The organism is Streptomyces sp. NPDC046887 (assembly GCF_040644755.1).
Lineage (GTDB): Bacteria > Actinomycetota > Actinomycetes > Streptomycetales > Streptomycetaceae > Streptomyces > Streptomyces lichenis.
Map to the genome: position 1 here is coordinate 1 of NZ_JBEYXH010000043.1, position 15,033 is coordinate 15,033.

The 15,033-nt window shown below is 72.4% G+C and carries 10 protein-coding genes and 1 tRNA gene; 3 read left to right on the forward strand and 8 right to left on the reverse strand.

Annotated features, from left to right (window positions below; genetic code table 11):
• Positions 1 to 98 precede the first annotated feature (98 nt).
• The 3 genes from ABZ945_RS28675 to ABZ945_RS28685 form a co-directional block, all read right to left on the reverse strand.
• On the reverse strand, positions 99 to 689 hold the full coding sequence (locus ABZ945_RS28675; RefSeq protein ID WP_248631790.1) for a lytic polysaccharide monooxygenase auxiliary activity family 9 protein: 591 nt from the start codon (positions 687 to 689) through the stop codon (positions 99 to 101).
• 192 nt (positions 690 to 881) lie between these two features.
• Positions 882 to 2,192 (reverse strand): SPFH domain-containing protein, encoded by a 1,311-nt coding sequence (locus ABZ945_RS28680; RefSeq protein ID WP_361275277.1) that lies wholly within the window; start codon positions 2,190 to 2,192, stop codon positions 882 to 884.
• 1,198 nt (positions 2,193 to 3,390) lie between these two features.
• Positions 3,391 to 4,692 carry a peptidoglycan-binding protein gene (locus ABZ945_RS28685; RefSeq protein ID WP_361275279.1) on the reverse strand — a complete coding sequence of 434 codons (1,302 nt, stop codon included), beginning with the start codon at positions 4,690 to 4,692 and terminating at the stop codon, positions 3,391 to 3,393.
• 187 nt (positions 4,693 to 4,879) lie between these two features.
• On the opposite strand from ABZ945_RS28685, the gene ABZ945_RS28690 reads away from it, so the two are divergent.
• The 3 genes from ABZ945_RS28690 (at position 4,880) to ABZ945_RS28700 (ending at position 9,390) form a co-directional block, all read left to right on the forward strand.
• Positions 4,880 to 4,953 (forward strand) — tRNA-Lys (locus tag ABZ945_RS28690).
• 436 nt (positions 4,954 to 5,389) lie between these two features.
• Positions 5,390 to 7,435, forward strand: coding sequence for a glycosyltransferase family 2 protein (locus ABZ945_RS28695; RefSeq protein ID WP_361275281.1), 2,046 nt, complete (start codon positions 5,390 to 5,392; stop codon positions 7,433 to 7,435).
• Complete coding sequence (locus ABZ945_RS28700; protein ID WP_361275283.1) at positions 7,432 to 9,390, forward strand: galactose oxidase-like domain-containing protein; 1,959 nt, start codon at positions 7,432 to 7,434, stop codon at positions 9,388 to 9,390. The genes ABZ945_RS28695 and ABZ945_RS28700 overlap by 4 nt, the downstream gene beginning before the upstream one ends.
• Before the next feature lie 126 nt (positions 9,391 to 9,516).
• Here the strand turns inward: ABZ945_RS28700 and ABZ945_RS28705 are convergent, their stop codons facing one another.
• The 5 genes from ABZ945_RS28705 to ABZ945_RS28725 form a co-directional block, all read right to left on the reverse strand.
• Positions 9,517 to 10,542 carry a glycoside hydrolase family 6 protein gene (locus tag ABZ945_RS28705; RefSeq protein WP_361275285.1) on the reverse strand — a complete coding sequence of 342 codons (1,026 nt, stop codon included), beginning with the start codon at positions 10,540 to 10,542 and terminating at the stop codon, positions 9,517 to 9,519.
• 146 nt (positions 10,543 to 10,688) lie between these two features.
• Positions 10,689 to 11,309, reverse strand: coding sequence for a hypothetical protein (locus tag ABZ945_RS28710; RefSeq protein ID WP_361275288.1), 621 nt, complete (start codon positions 11,307 to 11,309; stop codon positions 10,689 to 10,691).
• A gap of 85 nt (positions 11,310 to 11,394) precedes the next feature.
• Entirely contained in the window at positions 11,395 to 12,174 is a 780-nt protein-coding gene (locus ABZ945_RS28715) for an HAD-IIA family hydrolase (protein ID WP_361275290.1), read from the reverse strand.
• A 123-nt stretch (positions 12,175 to 12,297) separates the two neighbouring features.
• Complete coding sequence (locus tag ABZ945_RS28720) at positions 12,298 to 13,845, reverse strand: alkaline phosphatase family protein (RefSeq protein ID WP_361275292.1); 1,548 nt, start codon at positions 13,843 to 13,845, stop codon at positions 12,298 to 12,300.
• Between the two features lie 105 nt (positions 13,846 to 13,950).
• Positions 13,951 to 15,009, reverse strand: coding sequence for a 2-aminoethylphosphonate ABC transporter substrate-binding protein (locus ABZ945_RS28725; protein ID WP_361275295.1), 1,059 nt, complete (start codon positions 15,007 to 15,009; stop codon positions 13,951 to 13,953).
• Positions 15,010 to 15,033 lie beyond the last annotated feature (24 nt).

Genomic DNA, 15,033 nt, shown 5'->3' on the forward strand with positions numbered 1-15,033 from the left:
CAGGAAGCGGCCGCCGAAGATGCGCCGCTGCTCGGGCCCGGACTCCTCCTTGAAGGCCGCCCGGCGGTGGGCGGAACGACCCGGCGTCGGGCCTGCCGTCAGAACTGGACGTCCGAGCAGGCGTAGAAGGCGTTCGCCGTGTCGGCGACCGTCCAGACGGCCAGCACCAGGTGCTTGCCGCTCTTGCCGCTCGGGATGGTCCCCTGGTGCGACAGCGTGGCCGGCGGCTGCTGGCTGTTGTACGGAACGGTGAGGAACGGCTGCGGGTCGAGCGCGGCCCTGGTCAGCGGCTTGGTGCGGTCCCAGCCGTTCTTGGTGATGTAGTACTTGAAGTCGGTGGTGCGGTGGCGGGCGGTGAACTGCCAGCGGAAGGTGTAGCTCTGGCCGCCGCTGACCTGAGTGGCCGGCCAGTTGCCGCCGCGCGGGTCGTCCAGCTGGGCGAACGGGCCGTTGCCGCCCGAGCAGATCTTGCCGTCGGCGGGGCCGGCGCCCGGGAAGCCCTTGAGCCCCTCGACCGACTGGGGCTCCCACTGGATGTTGCCGCAGCCGGTCACCGTGCCGTTGGCACAGAGCTTCTGACGGCTGATCGGGGAGTCGGTGTACCCGTGGCTGCTGGCGCTGCCGGTGGCCATCAGGGAGGCCCCGGCCACACCGAGGGCGACCAGGGCGGTGCCTATCTTCTGTCGCATGCTGTCGCTCCAGACGAAACGTGGGGGAGGTTCCGGGAGTTCCGAAGGGCTCGGGAACTCAGGGAGTGCGATGAGCCGTGCTGCACGCGTGCGGAGGTGCGGTCAGACCGGTGGGGATAACGGCGCCGTCGCGCCGTTGCGGTCTAGACCAAGTCCCAATGTATGGATGCCGATTCAACATGTCCATACCAATCACGGGCCTTCCGGCAGACCACCGCGACCCGTGTAGAAGGCCACCGTCAGGTCCTTGACCAGCGACTTGCGGTCGTAGTCGTCCAGCTCGACCAGACCACGCGTGGTCAGCCGGTGGACCATGTCGTCCACGGCGTCCACCACGGAGGTGAGCACGGTGTCCCGGTGCCGGGCGTCGATGGACGCGATCCTGGCCCGCTGCATCGCGGCCGCGATCTCCGGCGCGTACTCGATGCGGGTCGGCTGCGCCGAGAAGACGTCGATGCCGACCGGAGCGCACTCGGCGAGCAGCAGCCGGGTCAGCGCCTCCCCCACCAGTTCCGCGTCCCGGAGCGTCGGCGCGTCCTCGTGGAAGGCGTCGGCCGGGAGTTGGGACAGCACCCGGGCCATGGCCGCCTCCACCTGCTCGCGCAGATAGCGCTCATGGTCGGCGACGCCCAGCGCGGCGCGTACGGTGTCGCGGACCCGCCACACCACCAGCACCACGACCCGTAGCGCGGTGCCGTTGGCGTCCACCGCGGGCAGCGGCTCACTGCACCAGTGCCGCAGCCGGACGTCCACCCGGCGGCGCAGCAGCAGCGGGCTCACCCACATCAGCCCGGTCCGCCGCACCGTGCCGCGGTAGTCGCCGAACAGGGTGAGCACCCAGGCGTAGCCGACCCGGCCGCGGGCCAGCCCGCCGAACGCGAACAGCACCACCAGCACGCCCAGCGCCAGCACGGCCCAGACGCCGAGCGGAATGCCGTGGAAGGGGTACGGGGCGAGGCCCAGCATCCGGGCCAGCTCGTCCGGGATGGCACCGATCCGCCAGAGCACGGCCGCGCAGCCGGTGGCCGCGACCACACCGACCGAGGCGCCCGCCCAGCCGGGGAGCACCGGGCCGGGCCGCTCGGCCAGGCCCCGGTCGGCGGTCGGCACGGGACGGCGCGGCGCGCCCTTGGCCGGGGGCCTCGCGGTCGCCGAGGCCCGGGCGGAGGGGCCGGCCGCGGGGCGCCGGGCGGCGCTCGCCGGGTCGGTGGACCGGTGACCGGCCCGGCTCCCCCGGGTGCTCCGGGCCGCCCGGGCGGTGAGGGCGGCGAAGGGGCCGCCGGCGGGGCGGACCGGTGTCCCCACCCGTACCGCGCCCTCGGTCCGGCGGACCGGACCGGAAGCCTCGGCGGCATCCGCCCCGTCCGGGCCGCCCCCGTCCGGGTCGTCGTCGCGGAACAGCAGGTGTACGGGGATGGGGCCGGTGGTGTCGCCCCCGATCACCGGCACCCGGCGCGGGCCGAGCACGGGGCGGGCCATGGGCCCGGTGGTGAGGGTGGGCACGCCGTTCGTGGTCGGGCTGTGCGCGCCCGCCCCGGTCGTCGTCGGCCTGTTCGTAGCCGAGCCGGTCGCGGTCGAGCCGGTCGCGGTCGGCTTGCTCGTGGCCGAGCCGGTCTCGGTGGGCCCGGTCGCGGTCGGCCTGTTCGTGGCCGGGCCGGTCGCAGTCGCGGTCGGTTCGCCGGTGGTCGAGCCGGTCGCGGTCGGCCTGTTCGTAGCCGACCCGGTTGCGGTCGGCCTGTTCGTGGCCGAGCCCGGCGCGGTCGGGGGTTCCGGCGGAGGGGTCAGCCCGGCCCGTACCGGCTCTTGGGTGGTGGCGGGCGGCCCGCCCAGCCCCGTCCGTGCCGGCCGGCCGGGATCGGGGATCGCCCCGGGCGGCGCCGCGAGCGCGGTCGGCAGCTCAGGGGTGGCCTTCGCCCCGGCGGAGGCGGGGTCACCGGCCGTCGCCTCATCGGACGCCGGGGCCTCGGTTGCGCTCTCGGACGCCGGAGCATGGGCGGGCGCGGCGCCGGGTGCCAGGGCCTCTGCCGTCGTGGCGCTGGGCGCCGGAACTCCGGCCGTCGCGGTGCCGGACGCGGGAGCCGCAACCGTCCCGGCCCCGCGCGCAGGAGCCCCGGTCGTCGTCGTGCCACCGGGTGCCTCGTCGGTCGTTCGGTCGCCTGCCGACGTGGTCCCACCGGTCACCACCGACGGTGTCCCGCCCCGCACCGCAGCCGTGGCCGCACCCGGCGGCGGCATGGACGCGGGCCCGGCCGGCACGGGCACCGACGCACCCGCCCCGCCGTCCGGCCCCCGACCCGCCATCCGAGGCACCGCGCCACCACCCTCCGCGCCCTCCCCGCCTGCCGACACCGTGGCGGGGGGCCCGGCCGGGACGGGCACCGTCACACCCGCCCCGCCATCCGGCCCCCGACCCGCCACCCAGGGCGCCGCGCTTCGGTCCTGGCCGGGCGTTTCTCCGGCGGCCACCGTCCGGTCGGCCGCCCTGTCCCCGGGGGTCGGCTCCGGGGTCGTCGTTCCCCCGGCCCGCGTGGTTTCCTCGACGCCCGACGTCCCCTCGGGTGTCGTCCCTTCGTATGCCGTCGTGCCGTGCACCGGCCGATCGCTCTCCGACATCGCCGTACTCAACCCGGCTCCTCCTCCTCTTCCTGGATGTGCTGCCTGGATGTGCTGCTTCTGGGCTGCTGAATAGGTCTGGGGTGGGTCAGGCGAACAGGCGGCGCCAGGTCTCCGGGCCCGGGTAGCCGTTCGCGGCGGCGCCGCGCCAGCCCTGGGCGCGCTGGAAGGCCTCGACGTTGCGGCGGTCGGCCTCGGTCCAGCGGGGGCCCGGGCCGGACTGGTAATGACGGCCGAAACCCCGCTTGACCAACTGGCGGCCCAACTTCTCCACGTACGCGTTCGACTGGCCGGGGCGGAAGTGGGCGCGGCCCGGGAAGGGGGACGCGGAGGCCCCGGGTGTGCCGGTGGCGGCGATGTCGCGGCCCTTGCCGGTGACCAGCAGCCGCCAGGTGTGCGGGCCGGGCAGTCCGTCGGCCTCCTGGCCCTTCCAGCCCTGGGCGCGCTGGAAGGCCCGGGTGGCCTGGCGGTCCGCGTCGCTCCAGCGGGGGCCGGGCCCGGAGCGGTAGTAGCGCCGGCCGCCGCGCTCGGTCAGCAGCCGCCCCAGCCGGGTGACATGCGCGTTGTTCGCGCCCGGGCCGAAGGCGGCCGCGCCGGGCCAGCGGGCCGAGACGCCCGTGCTGCCGCCGGTGGTGGTGGTCAGGCCCTTGTAGCGGTAGGCGACATAGGCGGCGGAGTTGTTCCAGTACGCCATGGGCGTCGCCTGCTTGCGGGTCTGCGGCCTGGCCTGCTCGTACGCGGTGTACGTGGTGCGCTCCGCGTCCACCCAGCCGCCGAAGACGGTCACATGGGAGCCCGCGTTGGGGTCGGCCGCGTTGTGGAAGAGCAGGATGTCGCCCGGCTGGAGCTCCGAGCGCTCGATGCGGGTGCCGAAGTTCGCCAGGCTTCCGGTCCACTCGTTTCCGGCCAGGTTCCAGGCCATGGAGACGTATCCGGAGCAGTCCTGCCGGTAGCCGTCGCTCCAGTACTTCTCCATGGAGTACGGGACCTTGGCGACCACCCAGCGCTCGGCCCGCTCCATGATCTGGGCCCGGGTGGTGGGGCGCAGCACGGGATCGGCCATGGGGCGGCCGTGCAGAGGGCCGGCGTTGCCCTGGGGGGCGGACCCGTCGGATCCGTCGGGGTCGTCGCCGTCCGAGAGAGCGCGGTGGTCCGGACGGGCGGCGGTGTGTACGGCGGGGGCCGCGGCGAGCGCGGTCGGGGCGCCGCCGGCGCCCAGGGCCACACCGGCGGCGGTGACCAGGACCACCGCGCCGCGGGCGCAGGGCGCGGCCGGGTGGCCGCCCTCCCGCCGACCGGGGGCGAGGGCGCGTTCGCGCCGGCGGCGGGCGCAGCCGGGGCAGGGGCAGTCGGCGGCGGGTTCGTACTCCTCGAAGACCGGTGCGGCCATGTGGTTTCCCTCCAGGGTCTTCCGGTGCTGCGGACGTCAGCGGATGGCGGGCGGCGGGGTCTCAGCCGGTGTGACCGCACACACAACCGATCTGACATAAGGCATTTTGACTGCCTAAATGGGATAAACAGGGAGTCGACAGGCCGGGAGTGCTTCGGGAGTCGGGTAGAGTTACGCAGGTCAGCAGGCGCCGCTAGCTCAGTTGGTTAGAGCAGCTGACTCTTAATCAGCGGGTCCGGGGTTCGAGTCCCTGGCGGCGCACGCATCGCAGCGAGGCCCCTCACCATCGGTGAGGGGCCTCGCTCGTATCGCAGGTGTGCACCTCAGCACATCCGAGCGGCCCGCGGGGCGGTTTCGGCTATGCGGACCGATCAGCTCCGCGGTGGCCCCTATTCTGTTCCCCATGCCTTCGAGGGGCGACCGTCATCGCTGGTGGCGGTGGTCCTCGGGGGCGGCCCGGCGGCGGACGGGATGCGGAGGGGAGACGGACACACGCGGGAGTACCCCGCGCGGCGACCGTGCTCCCACCGTGATCTGTGTCATGCAACCGGGCAGCCGCCTTTCCTGTCTCACAGGACTGGGGGGAAGGTGGCCCCGGCCACCGAAGCACCGGACGCGACCCACGCGGACGCGCGCCTCGGACCGTATGACTCGACCGATCACGCACCACGCGGCAGCACGCGTGCGGGGGGATGACATGACCTCGACGCCGTCCGGCGCCCGGCGGGACCTCGACCCGTCCCAGACCACCCAGCTCCGAATACCCCCGCAGCTGAAGTCGGGGCGGCGCCCGCGCCCGGCCGACAAGCCGCTGCCGCGCTACGACTACGAGCACTACAGCCGGCTCGCCGGCCCGCTCACCCAGCCGCCGCCCGGCAAGCCGTACACCGTGCAGTACCGCTCGCTGATATCCCAGGAGCCGCACCGGATCCGGGCCGCGCTGCTGCTGGGGGCCGCGCCGCTGGTGTCGCTGGGCCTGTTCGCCTGGCTGATGCAGCCTCAGCACTGGACCCAGCGCGACCCGAACCTCGACAACGACCTGCTGCTGGTCCTCGACATCGTGATGCTGGTGTCGATCGGTCTGATCGAGCTGTTCCGCACCATGAACGTGCTCTCCAACGCGCACGCCACCCTGGTCGCCCGCGACCCGGTGCCCGTGGTCCCCGAGTCCGGCACCAAGGTCGCCTTCCTCACCTCCTTCGTCCCGGGCAAGGAGCCCCTGGAGATGGTGACGAAGACGCTGGAGGCGGCCGTGAAGATCCGCCACCGGGGCCTCATGCACGTCTGGCTGCTGGACGAGGGCGACGACCCCGAGGTCAAGAAGGTGTGCGAGCGCCTGGGCGTGCACCACTTCTCCCGCAAGGGCGTGGCCAAGTGGAACCAGCCCAAGGGCGCGCACCGGGCCAAGACCAAGCACGGCAACTACAACGCCTGGCTGGAGGCGCACGGCGGCGACTACGACTTCTTCGCCTCCGTGGACACCGACCACATCCCGCTGCCCAACTACCTGGAGCGGATGCTCGGCTACTTCCGCGACCCGGACGTCGGCTTCGTCATCGGCCCGCAGGTCTACGGCAACTACGACACCTTCGTCACCAAGGCCGCCGAGTCCCAGCAGTTCCTGTTCCACGCGCTGATCCAGCGGGCCGGCAACCGCTACGGGGCGCCGATGTTCGTCGGCACCTCCAACGCGGTGCGGATCTCCGCGCTGAAGCAGATCGGCGGGCTGTACGACTCGATCACCGAGGACATGGCGACCGGGTTCGAGATGCACCGGCACCGCAACCCGGGCACCGGCAACAAGTGGCGCTCGGTCTACACCCCGGACGTGCTGGCCGTCGGCGAGGGCCCGACCGCCTGGACCGACTTCTTCACCCAGCAGCTGCGCTGGTCGCGGGGCACCTACGAGACGATCCTCACGCAGTACTGGAAGGGCTGGGGCTCACTGCCGCCCGGCAAGCTCTTCAACTACACGATGATGATCATCTTCTATCCGATGTCGGCGCTGAACTGGATCCTGGCCGCGCTCAGCTGCGCCCTCTTCCTGGGCATGGGCGCCTCCGGTGTCCAGATCGACCCGCTGATCTGGATGATGCTGTACGGCAACGCCTCCGCCCTCCAGATCGGCCTGTACATCTGGAACCGCCGGCACAACGTCTCCCCGCACGAGCCGGAGGGCTCCGGCGGTCTGGCCGGCATGGTGATGTCGGCGCTCTCCGCGCCGATCTACGCCCGCTCGCTGATGGACGCGGTGCTGCGCCGCAAGAGCAGCTTCGTGGTGACCCCGAAGGGCGACTCGTCCAGCCCGGACACCCTCTTCGGCACCTTCCGCATCCACCTCTTCTTCATCCTGGTCTTCGGCGGCTCGCTGGTCTCCTCGTTCTTCCTCGGCCATGACCACCCGGCGATGATCACCTGGGCCACGCTGGCCCTGCTGATCACCGCGGCGCCGATCTTCGCCTGGCGCTACTCGATGCGGGAGTCGAAGCGCGAGGCGATGCGGGAATCGAAGCAGGAATCGAAGCAGGAGGAGCGGCGCGGTGGCCACCGGGCCAAGGGCCGCCATGGCACGGGGCAGCCGGCCGCGACCGCCCCGCTGCCGACGGCGGCGCCCGCCCCGGCCCGTACCGCGGACGAGGAGCCGGCGGCTGACGCCGCCGCCGAGGCCGCGGCGAACACCGGGCCGAGCTGGGCCGAGCAGAACGACACCATGCAGATCGTCCTTGGGGGACACCAGAAATGAGCGCCCAGCCCGCACGGCCGCGGCCGAACCACCGCCGCAACCGCGCCCGCCGCATCCTGATAGGCACGGCGGTGGTCGCGGTGGTCGCCGGGTTCAACGGGCCTGCCCTGTACCGGTACGGCTCGGCGAAGTACCACGACTACACGATCAACAAGCCCGAGTACAAAGCCGCCAACGGCCACTGGGACTTCCTCGACGTACCGGCCGAGTTCCGGATCAACGCCATCCACGCGGCGCTGCTGCACACCGGCAAGGTGCTGCTGATCGCGGGCTCCGGCAACAACCAGAAGAACTTCGACGCGCAGAAGTTCGAGTCGGTGCTGTGGGACCCCAAGACCAACGCGTTCAAGAAGATCCCCACCCCCAAGGACATGTTCTGCGCCGGGCACACCCAGCTGCCCGACGGCAAGCTGCTGGTGGCCGGCGGCACAAAGCGGTACGAGAAGCTCCAGGGCGATGTCACCAAGGCCGGCGGCCTGATGATCGTGCACAACGAGAACCCGGACAAGCCGATGACGCTGCCGGCCGGCACCCGCTTCACCGGCAAGGCCAACGGCAAGACCTTCGTCTCCAAGGACCCGGTGGTGGTGGAGCGCGCCAAGAAGGTGCATGACAAGGCCACCGGCGCCTTTCTCCGTACCGAGCCGGGTCTCGGCCGGATCTACGTCGAGGCCGAGGAGTCCGGCAAGGAGTTCGAGACCGGCACCGAGGACAACTACAAGGTGGCGGGGCTGAAGGGCGCCGACGCCCGCAACGTCTACGGGATGGCGCAGAAGCTCGCCCTGGACAAGAAGGACTTCCAGGGCATCAGGGACGCCTTCGAGTTCGACCCGGTGGCCGAGAAGTACATCAAGGTCGACCCGATGAACGAGGCCCGCTGGTATCCCACGCTCACCACGCTCAAGGACGGCAAGGTCCTCTCCCTCTCCGGCCTGGACGAGATCGGGCAGATCGTCCCCGGCAAGGACGAGGTCTACGACCCCAAGACCAAGAAGTGGGAGTACACCGGGTTCGAGCGGCGCTTCCCCACCTACCCGGCGATCTTCCTGCTGGACGACGGCAAGCTGTTCTACTCCGGCTCCAACGCCGGTTACGGGCCCGCCGACGTGGGCCGCGACCCGGGTGTGTGGGACCTGGAGACGAACACGTTCGACAAGATCCCGGGGCTGGGCGACGCGGACCGGATGGAGACCTCGGCCACGGTGATGCTGCCGCCCGCCCAGGACCAGAAGTTCATGGTGATCGGCGGCGGCGGGGTCGGCGAGTCCACCGACTCCAGCGAGAAGTCCCGGCTGGTCGACCTCAACGCGCCCAAGCCGCGCTTCAAGGACGGCGCCACCCTGGACAAGGGCACCCGCTACCCCAGCGCCTCACTGCTCCCGGACGACAGTCTGCTGGTCACCGGCGGCTCCGAGGACTACCGGGGGCGCAGCGGCTCCAACGTCCTGGAGGCGCGGACCTACGACCCGAAGACCGGCGCCTACACCCGGGTGGCCGACCCGCAGGTGGGCCGGAACTACCACTCCGGCTCGGTGCTGCTGCCCGACGGCCGGGTGATGATCTTCGGATCCGACTCGCTCTACTCCGACGCGGCCAACACCCGGCCCGGCGTCTTCGAGCAGCGCATCGAGATCTACACCCCGCCCTACCGCTACCGGGACGACCGCCCGCAGGTCACCGGCGGCCCGAAGAAGATCAAGCGCGGCGGCAGCGGGACCTTCACCGTCCCCGGCGCCGCCAAGGTCAAGACGGCCAAGCTGATGCGGCCCAGCGCCGTCACCCATGTCACCGACGTGGACCAGCGTTCCATCGCGCTGGACATGGAGAAGACGGCCGACGGGATCAAGGTCACCGTGCCGAAGAACCGCGCCCTGGTGCCCTCCGGCTGGTACATGCTCTTCGTCACCGACGACAAGGGCACCCCGAGCGAGGCGGTCTGGGTCGAGGTGCCGTGAGGTCGGGTTGACCTGAGGTCGGGGTGCCTGGAGGCCGGGCTCGGCCTTGAAAGGCGCGGGCCCCAGAGCTGGGCCCGGCCTGGAAAGGTGCGGGCCCCGGAGCCGGGCCCGCCGGGGCCTTGGCGGCTAGGCCGAGTTGCGGGCCAGCTCCAGGGCGTAGTCCGGGTACCACTCGCCCGCGCGGGGGCCGCCCTTGCAGTCGCCGTCGGACTCGCCGGGGCGCTTGATCCACAGATACGCGTCGACCTTCGGGTCGCCCGTCTCGGCGGTGGGCGTCTCGCCGAGCGCGCGGCCGGGCGGGTTGCACCAGCTCTGCGCCGGGTCGCCCTCGGTGTAGGGGCCGTTGCCGTTGCGGCTGGTGTCGATGACGAAGGGCTTCCCGCCGACCTTCTCCGACACCTTCTTGCCGTACTCGGTGCTGGCGGCGGTGGTCTGGAAGTTGGAGACGTTCACCGCGAAGCCGTCGGCGTCCCCGACCCCGGCCCACTGGAGCGGTTCGAAGATCTGGTCCGGCTTGCCCCAGCCGGCGTTGCCCGCGTCCAGGTAGACCCGGGTGTTCGGCAGCTGCTTGAGCCGCTTGACGGCGCCCTTCAGCAGGTCGTACCGCTCCTCGTGGTACTGCTCCTGGGTGCAGCCGTCCACCATGTGCATCACCGCGTCCGGCTCCACCACCACGGTGGCCCGGCGGTCGCCGATACCGGCGGCCACCTTGTCCAGCCAGGCGCGGTAGGAGTCGCCGTCGGCGGCACCGCCCGCGGAGTGCTGGCCGCAGTCGCGGTGCGGGATGTTGTAGAGGACCAGCACCGCGTCCCGGTCGGCCTTGGCGGCCGCCTCGGTGTAGCCGCGGGCGTCCTCCTCGGGCGTCTCCACGCCGATCCACTCGCCGACCGGCTGGGCGGCGATCCGGCGCACCAGTTCGGCGTTGTCCTTCTCGCCCTTGCGCTGGTAGTTCTCCAGCGCGGCGGCGGCCTTGCTCTTCGGGTTCACCCAGAACGGGTCGGCGCCCTTGGGCTGCTGCCCCACACCGGGCGCCGCCTCGGGCCCCTCGGGTGCCGGGGCGTCCGGGGACGAGCACCCGGCCAGCAGCAGCAGTGCCGCCGCCCCGGCCGCGGCCACCCCGGCGCGGGCACGCCCGGTGAAACTGCCGTACATCGACTCCCCCTTGGGTGTGCCTTCCGCGGGCCCGCCCCCCAGGCGCCCCGCCCCGGTCAAGGCCGGTCCGGCCAATCCTGACACACCCGTACCAGGGGCGCCGGAGGCGGCCACCGGCGCGGGCAGGCCCCGAGACACCGGCGCGGTCACTCGGGACGGGAGCGGGACTCGCGGCGGCGGCGCGAGGTGCGCAGTGCGACCGCGACCGCGGCGACCCCGGCGAGCACCAGCCCGATCACCGTGTGCGGGGTGCCCGGGCCCTGCTCGTCGGCGGCCACCAGGTCGATCGGCGCCTGGGCGGCGGACAGGCTCAGCGGCTCGTCGGCGGAGACGGGGGCGGCCGTACCGTTCGCGCCGCCGCCCCGGGCGTGGGAGACCGGCGCCTGGTGGGCCACCTGGACCGTACCGGCGTTCCGGTGGGTACGTCCGCCGCAGACCACGTCCATCGGGTGGCCGCCCGCGCGGGCGTGCGAGGCGACGGTGGTCGACCCGTAGAGCGGGCGGCCCGCCCCGTCGCGCCCGGACAGCTCGGCGACCGAGAAGAACGCCGGGGAGCGGACCTCGCCGCGCCCTCCCGGGCAGCCGAGCACCTCCACCTCCAGACCCGCGCCCGGGACGGCGGTGGCGGGGGCGACGAAGGCCCGCACCGGGACCCGGTCGGCGCCGTCCCCGGCGTGGGCGGCCCCGGCCGCCGGGGAGAGCACCAGGGCGCCCGCCGCACCCGCCACGGCGAGCGGCGCACGGAGAGCAAGCAGAGCTGAACGCATCGTGAACCTCCTGGAAGGAAGGTTCACCCCGTTCGGCTCCGTTCGCATCCCGAGGAGCGCCCGGCGGACCGGCCCCGCGCCGGGATCAGACGCGTTCGACCAGGTCGGCGATGGAGTCCACGACCGTGGAGGGCCGGAACGGGTAGCGCTCGACGTCCGCCGGAGTGGTGGAGCCGGTGAGCACCAGGAAGGTCTCCATCCCGGCCTCCAGACCGGCGAGGACATCGGTGTCCATCCGGTCGCCGATCATGGCGCTGGTCTCGGAGTGCGCGCCGATGGCGTTCAGTCCGGTGCGCATCATCAGCGGGTTCGGCTTGCCCGCGAAGTACGGCTCACGGCCGGTGGCCTTGGTGATCAGCGCGGCCACCGAGCCGGTGGCGGGCAGCGGGCCCTCGGTGGAGGGGCCGGTGCTGTCCGGGTTGGTGCAGATGAACCGGGCGCCGGCGTTGATCAGCCGGATCGCCTTGGTCAGCGCCTCGAAACTGTAGGTGCGGGTCTCGCCGAGCACCACGTAGTCCGGGTCGTGGTCGGTGAGGACGTAGCCGATGTCGTGCAGGGCGGTGGTCAGCCCGGCCTCGCCGATGACGTACGCGGTGCCGCCGGGGCGCTGGTCGTCCAGGAACTGCGCGGTGGCCAGCGCCGAGGTCCAGATGTTGCGGACCGGCACGTCCAGGCCCATCCGGGCGAGGCGGGCGTGCAGGTCGCGGGCGGTGTAGATGGAGTTGTTGGTCAGCACCAGGAAGGGCCGCTCCTTCTCCCGCAGCCTCTTCAGGAAGGAGTCGGCGCCGGGGATGGGCACGCCCTCGTGGATGAGGACGCCGTCCATGTCGGTCAGCCAGGACTCGATCGGCTTGCGCTCTGCCATGGTGCGGGACTCCTGCCGTACGGATGCACCCGGGTGAGGGATGCTGCTGCCTGCTGGGGACGCCGCGACAGCGCTGTGGCGACGCCCCCAGCCTAATCAGCCAGGAGTCGGCCGACGACGGGATCAGACGGCGGTGATCACCACGTCGTCGATCACCCAGTACCAGTTGTTGGCGCCGGTGTAGCGGAAGCGGAAGCTCACGGTGGCGGCGCCGGCCGGGACGGGCACGGTGAGCGTCTGGCGCTGGGCGACGGTGTCCGCGGTGTACGCCTTGACCAGGGTCGGGGTGCCGCCGTTGAAGGAGGCCAGCACCTCGGCGCGCTGGGCGCCCTCCTGGCGGTAGTGGGTGGTGAGGGCGAGGCTGACCCGGCTCTTTCCGGTGACCGGGTGGGCGGGGGTGACCAGGGTGGAGTCGTACGGTCCGGAGGACGGCTTGTCGTCCCACTCGTCGGAGTCGGCGACGGCGAACACCCCGCGCGAGCGGACGTTGAGCTCGCGCCACTGCCCGGGCTGGCTGCGGGTCCAGAACTCGTCGGTGGTGAAGGACCAGCCGCGCCACTCGGTGACCCCGCCGGTGCCCATGGCGCTGTCGATGACCGACCAGCCGCTGGGCGGGGTGTGGGTGAAGCCGCGCACGGTGGCCGGGATGCCGGTCTCGTCCACCCGGCCGCCGAGCTGGGGCAGCAGAGTGTCGAACGGGTCGGTGGAGCGCTGCTGGATGGGCTTGCCGTCCAGGCCCCAGGCGGGATCGGGGGCGATGCCGAGCTGGTGGAAGACGGTGGCGGCCACGTCCACCAGCCGGGTGTCGGCGGGCCGGGCACCGGCGGCGATCCCGGGCCCGGTGGCCAGCACGAAAGTGCGCCGCTCCTCGATGGCGGTGCCGCCGTGGCCGCCGGCGTCCAGATGGCCGTGGTCGGTGGCGACGATCACGGTCCAGCGCTCGGAGGCGTACGAGGGCCTGGCCCGGATCGCGGCCAGCAGCCGGCCGAGCTGGGTGTCCTGGACGGCGATGGCGTCCAGGTACTTCTGCCCGGTGCCGCCGGCGTGCGCGACGACATCGGTGTTGCCGAGGTAGACGAAGAGCACGTCCGGGTTCTGCTGCCGCAGGATCGACTCGGTCTGCGCGGTGATGGTGGCGTCATGGGCCGGATAGCCGTCGGCGTCCCCGTCCAGCACCAGCTTGGCGTCGGCGCCGGGGGTGACGGTGCCCTGGGTGTCCAGCGGCTTCCAGTCCACGGCCGCCCAGGTGGAGAGGTTCGGCCGGACCTGGGCGAGCCGGGCGAGGAAGCCGGGGTAGGCCCCGTACTGCTTCCCGGCGAAGCTGTTGTCCTTGACGCCGTGCTTGTCGGGCCAGACGCCGGTGGAGATGGTGGACCAGCCGGGGCCGGAGGAGGTGGCGGCCATCGGCGGGGTGTAGAGCAGCGACAGCCCGTAGGTGCCGTCGCGCATCATGCCCTTGAGGACGGGGGCGTTCGCGGCGTCGATCCGGTCGTGCCGCAGCCCGTCCATGCCGACGACCAGCACCTTGTCCTTGCTGGTGCCGTCGGGGAGGGTCGGCGCGGCGGCGTCCGCCGCCCGGGCGGGGCCGGTGGCGGCGGCGGTGGCCGCGACCGCCGCGGTGGCGGCGCCGGCGGCGAGGACGGTGCGGCGCGGTATGCCGGAAGTCGGCATGGGGACTCCTTCGGGGGAGGGAGAGGGGTCGTGCCGGACGGATGGTTCGCATGGCCGGATGGCCGGATGGTGGCGGGGTGAGGCGTACCCGGGGCGGGCGGGGGGTCAACTGCCGGTGGCAGCCTTCCAGTCGTCCACGTACGCCGTGAGGTTCTTCTCGATGTCGGCCCAGTCGGGGGTGAAGATCTCGACACCGCGCATCAGCTTCGCCAGCGCCTCGGCTTCCGGGCCGGTGGGGACGGTGTCCTCGCGGGCGGGGAAGCCGCCGCCGATCTCGGTGGTCTGGCGCTGGGCCTGCTCGGTGAGCATGAAGTCCAGCAGCTTCTTGCCGTTGGCGGTGTGCGGGGCGTCCTTGACCAGGGCGGCGGCGTAGGGCAGGGCGAAGGTGGTGGGGCGGCCGCCCTCGCGGGCCGGGAACCAGATGTCGAGGTTGGGCATGGAGCGGGCCTGGGCGTGGTTCATCTGGACGTCGCCGTTGGCGACGAGCAGTTCGCCCTTGTCGACCTTGGGGGCGAGCTTGGAGGTGGAGGAGGACGGGCCGACGTTGTTGGCCTGGAGCTTCTTCAGATACGCCATGGCCTGCTCGCGTCCGCCGAAGTCGTGCAGGGCCTTGACGACCACCGCGGTGCCGTCGCCCGCGACCCCGGGGGTGGAGTACTGCAACCGGTCCTTGAACTTCGGGTCGAGCAGGTCCTCCCAGGTGGTGGGCGGCTCCGGCAGCTCCTTGCCGTTCCGGACGAAGCCGAAGTAGTTCTTCACCACCGCCGTCCAGCTGCCGTCCGGTGCCTTGTCGGCCGCGGCGACCTTCTCGGCGCCCTGGGGCTCGTAGGGCTGGAGCAGGCCCTTGGAGCCGGCCTGCTGGATGAAGGGCGGCAGGGTGACCAGCACGTCGGCCTGGGTGTTGCGGCGTTCGCGGACGGCGCGCTGCACCATCTCGCCGGAGCCCCCCTCGACGTACTCGACCTTGATACCGGTCTTCTTCTCGAAGTCGGCGAAGACCCGGTCGTACCAGCCGTCGCCCTTCTCGCCCTTGAGCCCGTCAGCGCTGTAGACGGTGACGGTCCTGGGGTCGTCGGCGGCGGAGGCGGTGCAGCCGGTGAGTCCAGCGGTGAGCAGGGCGAGGGCGGTCAGGGCGGTCAGGGTGGTGGGCAGGGCACGGGGCATGGCGGTTTCACTCTCCCCATCGGA

What these genes read in the sequence shown, in the direction of transcription:
- ABZ945_RS28710 (WP_361275288.1), bottom strand. Translation starts at nt 11,309, where the DNA reads ATGCGTTCAGCTCTGCTTGCTCTCCGTGCGCCGCTCGCCGTGGCGGGT.
- ABZ945_RS28725 (WP_361275295.1), bottom strand. Translation starts at nt 15,009, where the DNA reads ATGCCCCGTGCCCTGCCCACCACCCTGACCGCCCTGACCGCCCTCGCC.
- ABZ945_RS28720 (WP_361275292.1), bottom strand. Translation starts at nt 13,845, where the DNA reads ATGCCGACTTCCGGCATACCGCGCCGCACCGTCCTCGCCGCCGGCGCC.
- ABZ945_RS28705 (WP_361275285.1), bottom strand. Translation starts at nt 10,542, where the DNA reads ATGTACGGCAGTTTCACCGGGCGTGCCCGCGCCGGGGTGGCCGCGGCC.
- ABZ945_RS28700 (WP_361275283.1), top strand. Translation starts at nt 7,432, where the DNA reads ATGAGCGCCCAGCCCGCACGGCCGCGGCCGAACCACCGCCGCAACCGC.
- ABZ945_RS28695 (WP_361275281.1), top strand. Translation starts at nt 5,390, where the DNA reads ATGACCTCGACGCCGTCCGGCGCCCGGCGGGACCTCGACCCGTCCCAG.
- ABZ945_RS28715 (WP_361275290.1), bottom strand. Translation starts at nt 12,174, where the DNA reads ATGGCAGAGCGCAAGCCGATCGAGTCCTGGCTGACCGACATGGACGGC.
- ABZ945_RS28685 (WP_361275279.1), bottom strand. Translation starts at nt 4,692, where the DNA reads ATGGCCGCACCGGTCTTCGAGGAGTACGAACCCGCCGCCGACTGCCCC.
- ABZ945_RS28675 (WP_248631790.1), bottom strand. Translation starts at nt 689, where the DNA reads ATGCGACAGAAGATAGGCACCGCCCTGGTCGCCCTCGGTGTGGCCGGG.